General features: G+C 72.4%; 18 protein-coding genes. 8 read left to right on the forward strand and 10 right to left on the reverse strand.

The window, feature by feature from the left end:
* Window positions 1–42: 42 nt before the first annotated feature.
* Window positions 43–519 (reverse strand): hypothetical protein, encoded by a 477-nt coding sequence (locus QRX60_RS32810; protein WP_285995306.1) that lies wholly within the window; start codon window positions 517–519, stop codon window positions 43–45.
* Window positions 520–1,003: 484 nt separating this feature from the next.
* Here QRX60_RS32810 and QRX60_RS32815 point away from each other — a divergent pair, with 484 nt between their 5' ends.
* Window positions 1,004–1,177 carry a hypothetical protein gene (locus QRX60_RS32815; RefSeq protein ID WP_285995307.1) on the forward strand — a complete coding sequence of 58 codons (174 nt, stop codon included), beginning with the start codon at window positions 1,004–1,006 and terminating at the stop codon, window positions 1,175–1,177.
* Between the two features lie 2 nt (window positions 1,178–1,179).
* Here the strand turns inward: QRX60_RS32815 and QRX60_RS32820 are convergent, their stop codons facing one another.
* Both QRX60_RS32820 and QRX60_RS32825 read right to left on the reverse strand, forming a co-directional pair.
* A complete protein-coding gene (locus QRX60_RS32820) occupies window positions 1,180–2,856 on the reverse strand; it encodes an MOSC and FAD-binding oxidoreductase domain-containing protein (protein ID WP_285995308.1) in 1,677 nt (558 codons plus the stop codon).
* 11 nt (window positions 2,857–2,867) lie between these two features.
* Complete coding sequence (locus QRX60_RS32825; RefSeq protein ID WP_285995309.1) at window positions 2,868–3,371, reverse strand: CGNR zinc finger domain-containing protein; 504 nt, start codon at window positions 3,369–3,371, stop codon at window positions 2,868–2,870.
* A 100-nt stretch (window positions 3,372–3,471) separates the two neighbouring features.
* On the opposite strand from QRX60_RS32825, the gene QRX60_RS32830 reads away from it, so the two are divergent.
* Both QRX60_RS32830 and QRX60_RS32835 read left to right on the forward strand, forming a co-directional pair.
* Window positions 3,472–4,341 (forward strand): DUF427 domain-containing protein, encoded by an 870-nt coding sequence (locus QRX60_RS32830; protein ID WP_285995310.1) that lies wholly within the window; start codon window positions 3,472–3,474, stop codon window positions 4,339–4,341.
* Between the two features lie 186 nt (window positions 4,342–4,527).
* Window positions 4,528–4,821, forward strand: a complete 294-nt coding sequence (locus QRX60_RS32835; RefSeq protein WP_285995311.1) for a VOC family protein — start codon at window positions 4,528–4,530, stop codon at window positions 4,819–4,821.
* Here QRX60_RS32835 and QRX60_RS32840 read toward each other — a convergent pair.
* The 3 genes from QRX60_RS32840 to QRX60_RS32850 all read right to left on the reverse strand — a co-directional run bounded on the left by QRX60_RS32840 (window position 4,806) and on the right by QRX60_RS32850 (window position 6,479).
* Window positions 4,806–5,594 carry a glycoside hydrolase family protein gene (locus QRX60_RS32840; RefSeq protein WP_286003746.1) on the reverse strand — a complete coding sequence of 263 codons (789 nt, stop codon included), beginning with the start codon at window positions 5,592–5,594 and terminating at the stop codon, window positions 4,806–4,808. The genes QRX60_RS32835 and QRX60_RS32840 overlap by 16 nt on opposite strands.
* Window positions 5,595–5,721: 127 nt before the next feature.
* Window positions 5,722–5,901 (reverse strand): hypothetical protein, encoded by a 180-nt coding sequence (locus QRX60_RS32845; protein ID WP_285995312.1) that lies wholly within the window; start codon window positions 5,899–5,901, stop codon window positions 5,722–5,724.
* Window positions 5,901–6,479, reverse strand: a complete 579-nt coding sequence (locus QRX60_RS32850; RefSeq protein WP_332845870.1) for an alpha/beta fold hydrolase — start codon at window positions 6,477–6,479, stop codon at window positions 5,901–5,903. Before QRX60_RS32850 ends, QRX60_RS32845 begins: the two co-directional genes overlap by 1 nt.
* A gap of 27 nt (window positions 6,480–6,506) precedes the next feature.
* Here QRX60_RS32850 and QRX60_RS32855 point away from each other — a divergent pair, with 27 nt between their 5' ends.
* Window positions 6,507–6,893 carry a nuclear transport factor 2 family protein gene (locus QRX60_RS32855; RefSeq protein WP_285995313.1) on the forward strand — a complete coding sequence of 129 codons (387 nt, stop codon included), beginning with the start codon at window positions 6,507–6,509 and terminating at the stop codon, window positions 6,891–6,893.
* On the opposite strand, the gene QRX60_RS32860 is transcribed toward QRX60_RS32855, so the two are convergent.
* The gene (locus QRX60_RS32860; RefSeq protein WP_285995314.1) at window positions 6,872–7,606 is read right to left on the reverse strand and encodes a hypothetical protein; all 735 of its coding nucleotides are present in this window, start codon (window positions 7,604–7,606) and stop codon (window positions 6,872–6,874) included. The genes QRX60_RS32855 and QRX60_RS32860 overlap by 22 nt on opposite strands.
* Before the next feature lie 185 nt (window positions 7,607–7,791).
* On the opposite strand from QRX60_RS32860, the gene QRX60_RS32865 reads away from it, so the two are divergent.
* Complete coding sequence (locus tag QRX60_RS32865) at window positions 7,792–8,172, forward strand: hypothetical protein (RefSeq protein WP_285995315.1); 381 nt, start codon at window positions 7,792–7,794, stop codon at window positions 8,170–8,172.
* A gap of 3 nt (window positions 8,173–8,175) precedes the next feature.
* Here the strand turns inward: QRX60_RS32865 and QRX60_RS32870 are convergent, their stop codons facing one another.
* Complete coding sequence (locus QRX60_RS32870) at window positions 8,176–9,357, reverse strand: NADH:flavin oxidoreductase (protein ID WP_285995316.1); 1,182 nt, start codon at window positions 9,355–9,357, stop codon at window positions 8,176–8,178.
* Window positions 9,354–9,947, reverse strand: a complete 594-nt coding sequence (locus tag QRX60_RS32875; protein ID WP_285995317.1) for a TetR/AcrR family transcriptional regulator — start codon at window positions 9,945–9,947, stop codon at window positions 9,354–9,356. The genes QRX60_RS32870 and QRX60_RS32875 overlap by 4 nt, the downstream gene beginning before the upstream one ends.
* A 157-nt stretch (window positions 9,948–10,104) precedes the next feature.
* Between QRX60_RS32875 and QRX60_RS32880 the strand changes: the two genes are divergently transcribed.
* Both QRX60_RS32880 and QRX60_RS32885 read left to right on the forward strand, forming a co-directional pair.
* Window positions 10,105–10,845: an SDR family oxidoreductase gene (locus QRX60_RS32880; RefSeq protein ID WP_285995318.1), complete on the forward strand. Its 741-nt coding sequence runs from the start codon at window positions 10,105–10,107 to the stop codon at window positions 10,843–10,845.
* A 50-nt stretch (window positions 10,846–10,895) separates the two neighbouring features.
* Complete coding sequence (locus QRX60_RS32885) at window positions 10,896–11,588, forward strand: hypothetical protein (RefSeq protein WP_285995319.1); 693 nt, start codon at window positions 10,896–10,898, stop codon at window positions 11,586–11,588.
* Here the strand turns inward: QRX60_RS32885 and QRX60_RS32890 are convergent.
* Window positions 11,497–12,489, reverse strand: a complete 993-nt coding sequence (locus QRX60_RS32890) for a LuxR C-terminal-related transcriptional regulator (RefSeq protein ID WP_285995320.1) — start codon at window positions 12,487–12,489, stop codon at window positions 11,497–11,499. The two genes, QRX60_RS32885 and QRX60_RS32890, sit on opposite strands and share 92 nt — an antisense overlap.
* A 235-nt stretch (window positions 12,490–12,724) precedes the next feature.
* Here QRX60_RS32890 and QRX60_RS32895 point away from each other — a divergent pair, with 235 nt between their 5' ends.
* Entirely contained in the window at window positions 12,725–13,078 is a 354-nt protein-coding gene (locus QRX60_RS32895; RefSeq protein ID WP_285995321.1) for a hypothetical protein, read from the forward strand.
* Window positions 13,079–13,128: the final 50 nt, after the last annotated feature.

Consider the following 13,128-nt stretch of genomic DNA (forward strand, 5'->3'; position numbering starts at 1 on the left):
CTGTCAGACGGCACCGATCGTCCACCTGACGCGTATAACGGTCTATACGACGGTGCTCACCGGATCCGGTCCGCCGGTACCGGTGGCGCTGACGCGGATCGTGCCCGTCCGGCACCCGGGACCGGCGGACGCCCGGTGCGCCGGGTCCAGCCGGTAGCCGGTTCGATCGCTGCCGTTTCCGGACCTCACCCGGCCGGCTCCGCCGCGGCGTCCGGCCTGAGCCGGGCGGCGCCGGCCAGGGAGCAGGAGCGCGAAGGTCCCGGCCAGGCACGCGGTCGCCGACGCCCAGAGCCGGACCGGTCGGTGCTGCTTCGCCGCGGTGCGGGTGGCGATGACCAGCAGGATCAGGGAAGCCGGCTCGAACGGGAACAGCGTCAGGCCGGTGCCCGGTCCTTCGGTCGCGAGCCGGGCGAGGAAGGTTTCCGGCGGTGCGGTCCGCCAGGACGGCACGAGCACGGTCTGGCTCGGCAAAGCACCACCGGCGAACGCCGCGGTGGTGGCCGTCGCGAGGGTTCTCATGCCGCTCTGACGGTCCGCTGCCCGCCGATGTGACCGGAGTCGACAAGTCGGCTGGTGTCGCGCGTTGCAAGGTGTTTGACGTTCGGGCGGCTGGAACCTGCGTCATGGGAGCCCGGCCCGTGCAGTCCCGGCCGCGATGCAGTGAATGACCCATTCACCTCGTCCGGCGACATGAATGACTCATTCATGTCGCCGGACCAGCCGCCGCGACCCTCGACAGATCCCGGTCCGATGCACCCGATGCCACTTTGGTGCGCAGGGCCGCGCCGCTGTCAACGAACCTCGGACGCGCGACACTGGCGGAAGGCGGTCAGGAGTTTGCCCAGCGCACTGCCGGCCGTGGCGGAGGTGTAGGGGACGAGGGACGCGACGAGGGCGGCGACTTCGCCCGGGCTGAAGGTCACCGGCGGGACGACGGCCGGCATGGTGAGGCGGTGGCCGCCGCCGCGCTTGACCTCGACCGGGATGCCGGCCGCGCAGCCGAGTGACGTCGCGTTCGACGGTCCGCACGGTCGTCCCGGTGCGCTCGGCCGGCACCCGGCCCGTGACGAACCGGGGCGCCCGCGCGCGCATCTCCTCGATCAGGGCGTGCTGCCGCTCGACCGGCGCCCGCGCCGACCGCCGGGTCCGCTGGCTCATGCGGCTCGACCTCCGCTGACCTCAGAGGTCCAGGACGACGTCCTCCCGGGGCCGGGCGCAGCAGACCAGCGTCTCGCCGTCCGCCGGCGGCTCGAGCGGGTCGGGGTCGTACTTCACGCGGCCCGAGAGCACCGGAGTCACGCACGTGTGGCAGACCCCGGTCCGGCACGACCAGCGCGTCGGCACGTCGCACGCCTCGGCGAACTCCAGGAGGCTGGGGTACTCCTCGCTCCACGGCACCGTGAGCCCGCTGCGCGCGAACGTCACCTCGGGCCCGGTCCCCGCCGCGCCCGCCGGGGCGTGCGGGGTCTTCCGGACGATCCCGGTCAGCCCGGGGTTGATCGCCGACACCCCGCCGAACAGTTCACTGTGGACGCGAGAAGCGTCGAAGCCCAGTGACACCAGGACTTCCCGCATCGCCGTCATGAACGCATCCGGGCCACACAGGTACGCCGTCGCCTCGACCGGGAGGTCCAAAGCGGACAGTTTGCCGAGCGTCGGCCGGCCGCTCTCGGCCGTGTAGCAGATGTGCTCGCGGCCGTGGGGAAGGCTCGCCACCAGCCGGTGCGCCTCGGCCGCGAACGCCTGCTCGGCGGGCGTCCGGGCGGTGTGCAGCCACCGGACTTCCCGCGTGGTCCGGCGCGCGGCGAGCGCGTGCAGCATCGCGAGCACCGGCGTCACCCCGATGCCCGCGGACACCAGCACCACGGGACGGTCGTCGTCGGCCAGGACGAAGTCGCCCCGGGGTGCCGCGACGTCCACCAGCGCGCCGGCGGTCAGCCGGGTGTGGAGGTAGCTGCTGACCACCCCGTCCCGCTTGACGCTGATGCGGTACTCGCGGTCCGACGGCGCCGCCGACAGCGAGTAGCTGCGGACCGGTGCGGGGTCGCCGGCGCCGGGGACGCGCAGGGTGAGGTACTGGCCGGGCTCGGGCCGGGGGAGCGGCGCGCCGTCGTCGGTGGTCAGGTGGATCGAGGACACGGTCGCGTTCTCGGGCACCACCCGGGCGACCCGCAACGGCCGGAAGCCGCGCCACCCGCTCGGCGCGGGGGCCGGCTCCGCGGCCAGCAGGTCCCGGAACGACGACTGCCAGCCCGGGCTGAGGGCGGGGATGTCGACGGCCTTGCGGAGCGCGCCCTCGTCGCGACCCGGCAGGTAGAGCAGCGCGTCGATGTCCGCGACGCTCATCTCGTGGCGGCCGGTCCGGGTGCGGACGATCTCGTCGCCGGCCTCGACGTGGCCCTCGGTGATGACGCGCAGGTAGAAGCCGGGCCGGTGGTGCGCCACCAGCAGCGACGGCATCCGCGGCTCGCCCAGGCGCATCCCGACGCGGAAGCACGTGACGCGCGGCTGGGTGACCTCGAACTCGGCCTCGCCGATGCGGTACCGGTCGCCGATGTGCACCTCGTCGTCGGGCAGGCCGTCGACGGTGAAGTTCTCGCCGAACTGGCCGTCTTCGAGGTCGTCGCGGCCGAGGAACCGCCGCCAGTGCTCGTAGGACTGGCGCTGGTACACGAGCACCGCGCGGTTCTCGCCGCCGTGCCCGCCCAGGTCGCCCTGGCCGTCGCCGTCGACGTTGAGCCGGCGGACCAGCAAGCGGCCTTCGACGGGGTACTTGAAGATTCCCGTGTGGACGGTCCGCCCCTGCCAGGGCACGTCCCGGGGCATCCCGACGTTCAGTGACACCAAGCGGGCCATGGTCGCCTCCTTCAGTCCGCCGCGATGCGCGAGCGCTGGTAGTGCCGCCGGGCTTTCATGCGGTTGCCGCACGCGGCCATCGAACACCAGCGGGCGCTGTTGGGCTTGCTGTGGTCGATCAGGAACAGCCGGCACTCCGGGTTGGCGCACGGGCGCAGCCGGCCGGGGCTCGACTTGGCGAGCGCGTCCCAGGCGAGCACGGCCCGCGCGGCGGCGGACCGGCCGGCCGGGACGTCGAGGACCCACTCGACGCCGTCGTCGCCGAAGGACGCCCGGTAGGTCACGTCGTCGAGGAACCGCGCGGCGGCGGCGGGCGCGTCCTGGCCCCGGACGATCGCCTGGAGCACGGATCGCGCGTCGAGCAGGGTGCGGTGCTCGTCGTCGGTGGCCGGTTGCCCGTGGCTGGCCAGCCACTCCCGGGCCACCCGCGCGTCGGCGAGGTCGTCCTCGGGGGTCCCGTTGCGCACCGGGGTGGTGTTCAGCAGATCCAGGAGCAGTATCTCGTCGGTCGTCATCCGCCTAACCTCCAAACTCACCCTTGACAGGTTACATGACGCCTGTTTCCATGTCTAACTATCAAAGTGACTTATAAGGGTTAGAACCGAGGAGGACATCATGGGACTGGCCTGGCAGCAGGGACCGCTGGCGACGCGCGCGGTGGGGCACTTCCTGGTCGAACAGCCGCTGCCCGAGCGGATGCTGTTCGCCGAGCCGCTGCGGCGGCGGATGCGCGTGCGGTTCGGCGGCGAGTGGGTGGCCGACAGCGAGGACGTCGTCCTGCTGCACGAGCCCGGCCGCTACCCGGTGGCGTACTTCCCGCTCGCCGATGTCCGCGAAGACGTGCTCGTCGCCGAGGACCGGACGACGGCGCACCGCGAGCTCGGCCCTGCCGAGTGGTACACGGTCCAGGCGGCGGGCAGCCGGGCCCTGCGCGCGGCCTGGCGCTACACCGGCCTCCCCGGCCACGCGGACGTCCTGCGCGACCGCGTCGCGTTCGCCTGGCGGGCGATGGACGCCTTCTACGAGGAGGACGAGCGGATCGTCGGCCACGCGGCGGACCCGTACCACCGCATCGACATCCGGCAGACCTCGCGCCACCTCGTCGTGCGCGAGGGCGACCGCGTCGTCGCCGAGACCCGGCGCCCGGTCGTGCTCTACGAGTCGGGCTTCGCGCCCCGCTGGTACGTGCCGCGCGAAGACATCGACCTGACGGCGCTGACGCCGGTCGAAGGTGAGACGTTCTGCCCGTACAAGGGGCTGGCCGGCTACTTCGACATCGGGCCGGGCAAGCGCGCCGCCTGGTCGTACCCGGAGGCGTGGCCCGAGGTCGCGCGGGTGTCCGGGTTCGTGTCGTTCGAGCCCGACGTCGTCGACGTGACCCTCGACGGCCGCAAGCTGGCCCTCGAACCGGGCCAGACCGTGACGCCGCACGGCATCGACCGGGGCCTGGACCCCGACGAGATGCTCGTGGCGAAAGGAAACTGAGAAAACCGCCGCCTGCGCGGCCACCAGCCCGGCGCGCGCCGGGCGCCCAGCGCGTCCGATGGGAGCAGTCGTGATCACTCGCAAGATCCCGCGCCCGGCCGGCGCGGTCACGCCGGAGGTCGGGCTCGTCCCGGCGATCTACGTACCGCGACGGATCGTCCGGCGCCCCGCTCGGCGGGGGCGAGCGTGATGGAGTTCCGCCTGGAGGTCCTCACCTGCCGGTCGCCGATGTCGACCGGCCTGCCCGGCGCGGCCCGGGACAGCTACCTGGTGGTGGCCGACATCGAGACGGCCCGCGAAGAGCTCGCCGGGCGCGGCGTGCCGGTAAGCCCCCTGCGGCACAAGAAGTCCGTGGACTGGCAAGGGGACTTCGCTCCGGGCGCCGACCCGGACCGGCGTGACCACGCGAGTTTCTTCGACTTCGCCGATCCGGACGGCAACACGTGGATCGTCCAGGAGCGCGGCTACCCGGCGCGGTAGGCCACGCCGCTCGCGTTCGGGGTCGTGCCGGAGTAGAGCCCGGTCGGTGACGTCGACGTCGACAAGGAGAACCACGCGTACCGCTCGACGAACGACAGCCCTTCGAGCATCGCGGTGGACCGGGTGACGAAGTCGGTCTGCTGGGCCGATGACGGGTAGCGCGGCGTCGAGCCGGAGAAGTCGATGAGCGCGTACTCGGTCAGCCAGATCGGGAGGTGGTAGCGGTCGTGGACCTTCTGCAGGTAGGACTGCAGCTGCCCGGACGCGGCGCTGGAGAAGTCCCCGCCGTACCAGTGCAGCGGGATGAAGTCGACCCGGTACCCGCGCGCGGCGGCGCCGCTCATGAACCGGTCGAGCCACCCACCGGCGACGTCGCCCCCGTAGGCCACGGCCGGCGCGCCGAGCCGCATCCCGGTGGACTGCAGGCGCGGCCACAGGTCCAGCGCCGTCTCGACGGGCATGCTCGCCTGGCCCGCCAGGTCCGGCTCGTTGAAGCCCAGCAGCGTGCGGCCGTTCGCTTTGGCCCGGTCGAGCTGGTCCTGCGTGACGGAGTCCCGGCCCCAGATCATGGGCACGAACTCGGTGCCGCTCGGCGCCGCGATGCCCTGGGGATCGGCGGCCCAGGTGTAGAACCACTTCGCCCCGACGTCCTTCAGCGCGGTCGCGGCCCCGGCGTAGGGGTTGGCGCTGACGCCTTTCTTGCCACTCGCGCCGGCGGCGGGCGAGGCGAGCCCGCCGAGAGCGAGGAGAACGACGGCCACGACGGCGAGCATTTTCTTCACGAGCCGCTCCTCGGAGGAAGTAGCGCTGGTCTTCCACCGGGGTAGCGCACCCGGGGGAGCTGCGGCAAGATCGCGCCGACGTCGAGGGCGTGAAGAGGAACCGTCCGTGCCCGTGCGGTCAGGCGACGGGGAACGTGGTGCCGATGCCCATGCCGGTGATCCATTCCGGGACCGACCGCGCGGCGGGCCGGCCGGCGTCGGCGAGGAACTGCGCGCCCGGGCCGTCGCCGGACGGTGGCGGCAGCAGGGTCGCGAACGGACTGTGGGACATGCCGGCGAACCCGGCGATCCCGGCCATCAGGACGGGTCCGTTCCGGTCAGCAGCCAGGTGCGGTGGACGTCGAGGAACTCGGCGACCTTCTCCCACTGCGGCCAGTGCCCGGCGTCGTCGATGACGTGCAGCCGCGCGTCGGGCAGCCAGCCGAGCAGCAGCTCGGCCTCGTCGAGCCCGCCGGTGGGGTCGTGGCTGGTCCACAGCAGCAGCGTCGGCGCCTTCACCCGCGACACCCAGGACGGGTCCCACGCGAAGTCCTTGCGCACCTCGGAGTCCTGCAGCACCAGGGTGTTCGTGATCGCCCGGACGAACCCGGGCCGGGAGTGGATCCGGCGGCGCAGGTTCACCAGCTCGTCGGTCGCCATCTCCTTGTGGTGGAACAGGAACTCGACGCGGCGGCGCACGGTCTCGTCACTGGGGTCGAGCACCGCCGCCATCGTGCTGTCGCGCATCCGGGCCATCACCTCGGGCTTGTCGGCGATGTTCCCGGGCGTGTTGAGCACGAGCTTCTCGACGCGGTCCGGGTGGTGGGCCGCGGTCCAGGCGACGACCCAGCCGCCGAGCGACTCGCCGGACAGGTGCGCGCTGGTCGCGGAAGTGATGACCCGCTACGGCCTGGAGCTGCGGAAGTGACCGGCACCCGCGAGCGGATGGTCCACGCCGTGTGCGCGGCGGTCGACGCGGGTGACGCCGAAGCGTTCGCCTCGTGGTTCGCCGACGACGCGACGTACGCGTTCGCCAACGACGAGCCGCTGACCGGCCGCGCCGCGATCACCGCGGCGACGGCCGGCGCGGCCGGCGCGCTGCCCTGGGTCCACCACACCGTCGACCAGGTCGCGGCGGTGGGGGAGGACCAGCTGTTCTGCCGCTTCACGATCGAAACGGCGGCCCCGGACGGCACCCCGCCGGCCCTGCCGTGCGTGACGGTGATCCGCCTGGCCGGGGACCGGGTGACCGACTACCGCGTCCACACGGACATCACGCCGGCCTTCGGTCAGGCGCCGGGGCCCGAGTAGATTTCCGCCGCCTTGGGCTCGGCGACCGTCGTCGGCTTGTCCCAGTCGGAGAACTCCAGCGTGCCGCTCTTGGGGTCCTGCATGCGCAGCAGGTAGTGCGGATCGGCCGCGGCCACCGTCGCGGTGCCGTCGGGGCTGGTGAAGGTCTGCGCCGGGACGCCGCCGCTGGTGGTCGGCTCGCCGCCGGTGAAGGTCGCCGACTTCAGCTCGCCGACCGTGTTGTCGGTGAACGTCTTGTAGTCGAGGAACTGCTTGAACGCGTCACCGATGCCGGCGCCGACCTGCGAGGTCGAGGGCACCCACTTGTCCTTGAGGAGCTTGCCCACCGAGGCCGGGAGCCCGGCCTTCTCGATCAGCGACTGGCTGAACCGGAAGTAGTACTTGTCCCCGACGCGCAGGACCGGGATCTCCAGCCCGTCCTGCACCACGGTGCCACTCGCGCTGTCCGGGTTGAGCTGCAGGTCGAGGTTGAGGTTCCCGCCCTCGGAGACCGTGCCCCGGACGTGGACCGCCTTGGCCTGCTTCGCGGCGTCGGCGACGGCGGAGCCGACTTTCGCCCCGTCGAGGGCGGGGGCCGCGGCGCTCGCGGACGTCGTGGTGCCGGTCGACGCGGCGGCCGGCGCCGGTGTGCCGGAGGTGGTCGAGCAGCCCGTGGAGATCAGGGCGGCGACGGCCCCGGTGGCGATGAGTGCTCCCAGGTGGAGACGAGACATGGCGAGAAGGTTCCGTTCGTGAAGGCCCGGGTGTTCCGGGCACGAACGGGATATCGATCTCCCCGGTCGTCCGTTACGGACCGGCGCCCGGCGTCGTCCGGCGACCCTCCTCGTCGGAGCAGCGTCGCCGCCATCGGTCGACGTACCCGGCGATTGCGTCCCGGCCGGCCGCGGTCAGGGCGCGCGTGCCCACCTTCCCGCGCAGTTCGCGGTCCTCGCCCGGCAACCGCGGTACCGGCTGCTCGTCGAACGCGCGCTCGATGCGTTCGCGGACGACCGCGCGGATCGTCGTTGGCCGCCGTCACGAGACCGGACAGGGGGCCCGGGTGCTCGGCGCCCACGTCCAGGGCCCGGTCGAGCAGCGCGCGGGGGAGGTCGGCCGGCGGCGTGTCGGTGGTCATCGTGTCCGCCGCGTCCAGGCCGCGGCCCGCCGCCTGGCGTTCACCGCGCCCCCGGTCGACTTCGAGGTGGGTGCCAAGGACAACACCTGCAAGATCACCGTCGACGGCAAGACCGTCGTCGAGCAGTCCGACAGCATCGGCGCCATCTGCACCCACCGGCCCTGACCGCTACGCGATGTCCTCCGGCGGGGTGAGCACGCAGCGCGTGCCGCGGTAGATGGTGGGCATGCAGCGGTTGCAGTGGATGCACAGCGACCGGGTGCTCGCGTCGGTCCGCATCCGCCGGACGAGGTCGGGTTCACGCAGGAGGGCGCGGGCCATGGCGACGAAGGCGAAGCCCTCCGCCATGGCCAGGTTCATGGTCTCCACCGTGGTGATCCCGCCGAGCAGGATCAGCGGCATGGTCAGCGCGGCGCGGAACTGGCGGGCGCGGTCGAGCAGGTAGGCCTCGCGGTAGGGGTACTCGTGCAGGAAGAACCGGCCGCCCAGGCGCAACCCCAGCCGCGTCGGCTGGGGGAACGCGGCCGCGAAGTCGCGGACCGGTGCGTCGCCGGTGAACAGGTACATCGGGTTGAGCAGGGAGCTGCCCGCGGTGAGTTCCAGGGCGTCGAGGGTGCCGTCGGCTTCCAGCCAGCGGGCGACCTGGATGCTTTCGTCCACCCAGAAGCCGCCGGGGACGCCGTCGTCCATGTTCAGCTTGGCGGTGATCGCGAGGCGGTCGCCGACCGCGTCGCGCACCGCGCGGGCGACCGCGCGCGCAAGGCGGGCCCGGTTGCCGAGACCGCCGCCGTAGGCGTCGGTGCGCCGGTTGAGCCGCGGGCTCAGGAACGCGCTGACGAGGTAGTTGTGTCCGAAGTGGAGTTCCACGGCGTCGAAGCCGGACTCGAGCGCGGTGCGGGCCGCGGCGGCGTGCGCTTCGACGATCCGGTCGAGGTCGGCGGCGGTGGCGGCCCGGGTCGGCCGCATCCCCAGGGGGCTGAACCGGCGGGTCGGCGAGAGCGCGGGCAGCCGGTTCGACGCCGCGTTCGCGACCGGGCCGGCGTGGCCGATCTGCGCGCAGGCGGCCGCTCCTTCGTCGTGGATCGCGGCGGTGAAGCGGCGCAGTCCGGGCACGGCCTCGGGCCGCATCCAGATCTGGTGGCGGTCCGTGCGGCCTTCCGGTGACACCGCGCAGTAGGCCAGGGTGGTCATCCCGACGCCGCCGCGGGCGGGCCCGCGGTGGTACTCGATCAGCTCGTCGGTGACGAGCGCGTCAGGGGTCCGGCCTTCGAAGGTGGCCGCCTTGATCACGCGGTTGCGCAGCTCGACCGGGCCCAGGCGGGCCGGGGCGAAGACGTCGGGCGGGCTCACGGCGCGTCCAGCCCGGCGGTCACGAACGAACGCACGGCAGCGAGCGGGATCCGGGGCGGGGGCGGCGCGGGCGCGGCCGGGTTGCCGAACACCTGCAGCAGGAGCTGGAAGGCCAGGACCCAGCGGGCGGACGCCTGCTCGCCGGTCAGGTCCGGCCGGGCCGCGCGCAGGAGCTCGACCCACGGGTCTAGGCCGAACCAGGGGGAGCGCCAGTGCATCCGCCGCCCCGAGAGCAGCACCCGGGCGAGCAGGTGCAGCCGGAGCCGGCCGACCGGATCGGCGGCCAGCCCGGCCAAGGGCTCCAGGACGGCGTCGACCAGGTCCGCCGCGGTGGGCACCCACCCTTCCCGCCGGCGGCGTTCGACGTCGGCGAGCACGTCGCCCCACACGGGCGCCAGCCGGTCCTCCAGCATCGCGGAGACCAGCGCCTCCTTCGAGCCGAAGTGGTAGTGCACGGCGGCCGGGTTGAGCCCGGCGGCCGAGCAGATTGCCCGCACGGACACGCTGTCGTAACCGGTGACCAGCAGAAGCTGTTCGGCGGCGGCCAGCAGCCGGTCCCGCGTCGAGTCCGTCGTCGCCTTTGCCGCCATCCGCCGAGTACATCACCGCGCGGGCGCGCGTTCAAGCAGTGATTCAAACAGTGATTGAACGACGAGTGGCGCGGGGCGGCGGTTGACAGAAGCGGACACCTGTCCGCTATGGTGGGCAGACAACCGGACAGATGTCCACTTCGAGTGAGGAATTGTCATGACCATCCACGGCAAGGTCGTCGCCATCACCGGCGCCAGCAGCGGGATCGGGGAGGCGACCGCCCGCCACCTCGCGTCGCTCGGTGCCGTCGTCGTCCTCGGTGCGCGGCGCACCGACCGGCTCGACCGGCTGGTCGCCGAGGTCGAAGCCGACGGCGGGCGGGCCGTCGCCGTGCGGGTGGACGTCACCGATCCCGGCGACCTCCGGACGCTCGTCACCACCGCCGTCGAGCGCTTCGGCCGGCTGGACGTCCTGGTGGGCAACGCCGGGGTCACCCGGATCAGCACCGTCGCCGACCTGGACGTCGAAGGCTGGTCGGCCATGGTCGACGTGAACGTCAAGGGGATCCTGCACGGCATCGCGGCGGCCCTGCCGGTGTTCCGCCGGCAGGGCAGCGGGCACCTCGTCACCGTCGTCTCGACCTCCGGGCTGAAGATCGTCCCCACCCAGGCGGTGTACGCCGGGACCAAGAACGCCGTCCGCACCCTCCTGGAGGGGCTGCGGCAGGAGAGCACCGACGGCGTGCTGCGCACGACGTCGATTTCCCCGGGCTACGTGCGCACCGAGCTCATCGACCACGCCGTCGACGACCCGGCCGTGCGCGAGCAGGCCCAGCGGAGCATGGCCAAGCTCGGTATCGAGCCCGAGGCGGTCGCGCGGGCGATCGCGTTCGCCGTCGACCAGCCCGAAGACGTCGAAATCGGGGACCTGACCATCCGGCCGACGCGGCAGGGCTAGGTGGTTGCGTTCGAGTGGCACATCACATGGTGACTGCGCGACGCGGATCGGTGGCCGTCTTTCTTCATGGGAGCCCGTTCGGTGAAAGATCACCGAACCTGTCGGCCGACAGCCGGTTCGGCATCCAGGCGCCGCGCGTGGCCGACCTCGACGGGGACGGCCGGGCCGAGCTGCACGTCGCCCGGTCGATCGGTGCCAACACCACGTTCTTCTCCGTGCTGCACTACGACGGCGGCAACCTCGGCCAGGTCGTCGGAGCCGACGGCGGGCCGTTCTCGGTCGCCGAAGGCGGTGGTGTCGCCGCCCACCTGGGATATCGGTGCACGCCGCTGGACGGGGGCCGTGCCTTCGTGACCGTCGCCGCGGAGAGCGACGACGTCGGCCGCTCGGTCGATCAGCTGACCTATTCGGGCACGCGCACCGTCTACACCCTTCGCGACGGCGCTGTGAGCGTCCGCGACACGGTTCCGTTCAGCGGCCGCCCGGCGACGGATCCGCTGCTCGACGCCGATTCCGCCGGCTGCGTCCGACCGTCCGGTCAGTGCCCGTTGCCGTTTCGCCGCCCTGGTAAAGCTTTTCGACCAGGTCGCGGTGGACCCCTCGCCGCGGTGCGCGACGTCGTCGCGCGGGTGAGCTCGCCGGCCTGGCCGGTCAGCGCGCCAGGTGCTTCCGGACGTCGTCGGCGACGGCCGCGCGCCCGGTCATCCGGTACTTGGCCAGGATGTTGCGGACGTGGGTCTTGACGGTGTGGAGGCTGATCCCGAGTTCGCGGGCGATCTGTTCGTTGTGCATGTCGCTGCCGAGGAGAACCGCCACCCCCTGTTCGGCGGCGGTCAGCGAGCGGAAGCGTTCCTCGGGACCGTTGTCGATGTCGAGCGTGAGTTCGACGAGGTCCGACTGGAGCTGCTGGCAGTCGGTGACGATGCGCTGCAGGACCTCGCGCAGCGAACCCGTGCCGGGTACCGCGAGGGCGTCCTGGGCGCGCTGCCGGATGTCCGCCACGCGGGAGGAGAGGAGTTCGACGATGTGGTCCGCGGTGACCAGCTGCGGCGCGTCCTCGACGTCGGCCGGCAGCCGGCGGAGCGCGTCGACGTCCTCGGCTTCGGTCGTCAGCACGCGGGCCACCAGATCGGCCAGCCATTCGAAGGCGCGCACCGCGTTGTCGTCGAAGGTGTCCGGCCGGTAGCTCTGCATGGACATCATGCCGAACACCGCCGGCTCGCCGTCGCGGCCGCGGCGGAACAGCGGGGTGGTGACGGCGTCGGCGGAGGCGCGGCTGGTGTCCCCGGAAGCGACGCCGGCGTTGAGCGCGGCACCGTTGTCGTACTGCATCCGGTAGGTCTGACGGTGTTTCAGGAGCCAGGCGGCCTGGCCGTGCGGCCCGTAGATGTGCGACGCCGGATCGGTGTACATGCCCCCGTCGTAACCGTAGGGGTAGCGGACGCGGTTCGCGCCGTGGAAGAAACCGATGTAGAAGTGGTCCAGGGGAACGATTTTGCTCATGACGGCGCGGGCGTAGTCGTAGAGACCGTAGTGGTCGTTGCGGTAGTTCGCGTCGATCTTGTGGAACGCCTCGCGCAGGATCAGCGTCGTCTCGGCGTCGACCCGGAGCCGGGCCGGTCGTTCCGAGTCGTCGGAGGGCACCGCTCCATGATGAGGCCCCGCGGCGATTCCGTCACTCCGCGAGCGATGGAGCGCCGGCCCGGGTGCTGGGACCGTTGACGCGGCAACTGGCTGCCACGAGAAACGGAGGTGCTCTCATGGAGACCCATTCCCGTTCCACCGGGCGGCGGCGCCGCTGCTGAAGCCCCGGGCGAGCAGAGCCCCGGTGTGGCCGGTGAGGGCGGCCCAGGAAATCTATGGCGGCCGGGGTAGACATTTGGTCGGCTGGCGGGAGGGCACGGTCCTGCTCGACGCCGCCCAGGAAGCCCTCGGCGACGATCCGCACCACGAGGGCGAGGAGTGCGCCGCGTTCGACCGGTTGACGTCGGCGATCTCCGGGGCGATGGCGGAGGCGATGCACGCGATCCTCACGGCCGCCGGGCCGGAGGTCGTCCGGGACGCCGAGGACGTGTCGGCCCACGAGTTGCTCGTGACCCGCCGTCTGACGCCGTCCCCGTGGCGCGCCCGCCGCGCTACGACGAGATGCGTGCGGCCGGGAACGAGCGGAACGCGGACCAGCGCCCGGACAACCCCTGACGGCGGGATCCACGGTCCGCTCCGGGACCGGTGAGGCTGCCGGCCAGTGTCGATCGTCGTGGGACGGCTCGTCTGTCACGGAGC

The sequence above is a fragment of the Amycolatopsis mongoliensis genome, from assembly GCF_030285665.1.
GTDB lineage: Bacteria > Actinomycetota > Actinomycetes > Mycobacteriales > Pseudonocardiaceae > Amycolatopsis > Amycolatopsis mongoliensis.

Bases quoted from the DNA above. Each gene is read 5' to 3' on its own strand.
- QRX60_RS32880 (WP_285995318.1), top strand. From the start codon at position 10,105: ATGACCATCCACGGCAAGGTCGTCGCCATCACCGGCGCCAGCAGCGGG.
- QRX60_RS32810 (WP_285995306.1), bottom strand. From the start codon at position 519: ATGAGAACCCTCGCGACGGCCACCACCGCGGCGTTCGCCGGTGGTGCT.
- QRX60_RS32840 (WP_286003746.1), bottom strand. From the start codon at position 5,594: ATGCTCGCCGTCGTGGCCGTCGTTCTCCTCGCTCTCGGCGGGCTCGCC.
- QRX60_RS32845 (WP_285995312.1), bottom strand. From the start codon at position 5,901: ATGGCCGGGATCGCCGGGTTCGCCGGCATGTCCCACAGTCCGTTCGCG.
- QRX60_RS32830 (WP_285995310.1), top strand. From the start codon at position 3,472: ATGGGACTGGCCTGGCAGCAGGGACCGCTGGCGACGCGCGCGGTGGGG.
- QRX60_RS32875 (WP_285995317.1), bottom strand. From the start codon at position 9,947: ATGGCGGCAAAGGCGACGACGGACTCGACGCGGGACCGGCTGCTGGCC.
- QRX60_RS32860 (WP_285995314.1), bottom strand. From the start codon at position 7,606: ATGTCTCGTCTCCACCTGGGAGCACTCATCGCCACCGGGGCCGTCGCC.
- QRX60_RS32820 (WP_285995308.1), bottom strand. From the start codon at position 2,856: ATGGCCCGCTTGGTGTCACTGAACGTCGGGATGCCCCGGGACGTGCCC.
- QRX60_RS32825 (WP_285995309.1), bottom strand. From the start codon at position 3,371: ATGACGACCGACGAGATACTGCTCCTGGATCTGCTGAACACCACCCCG.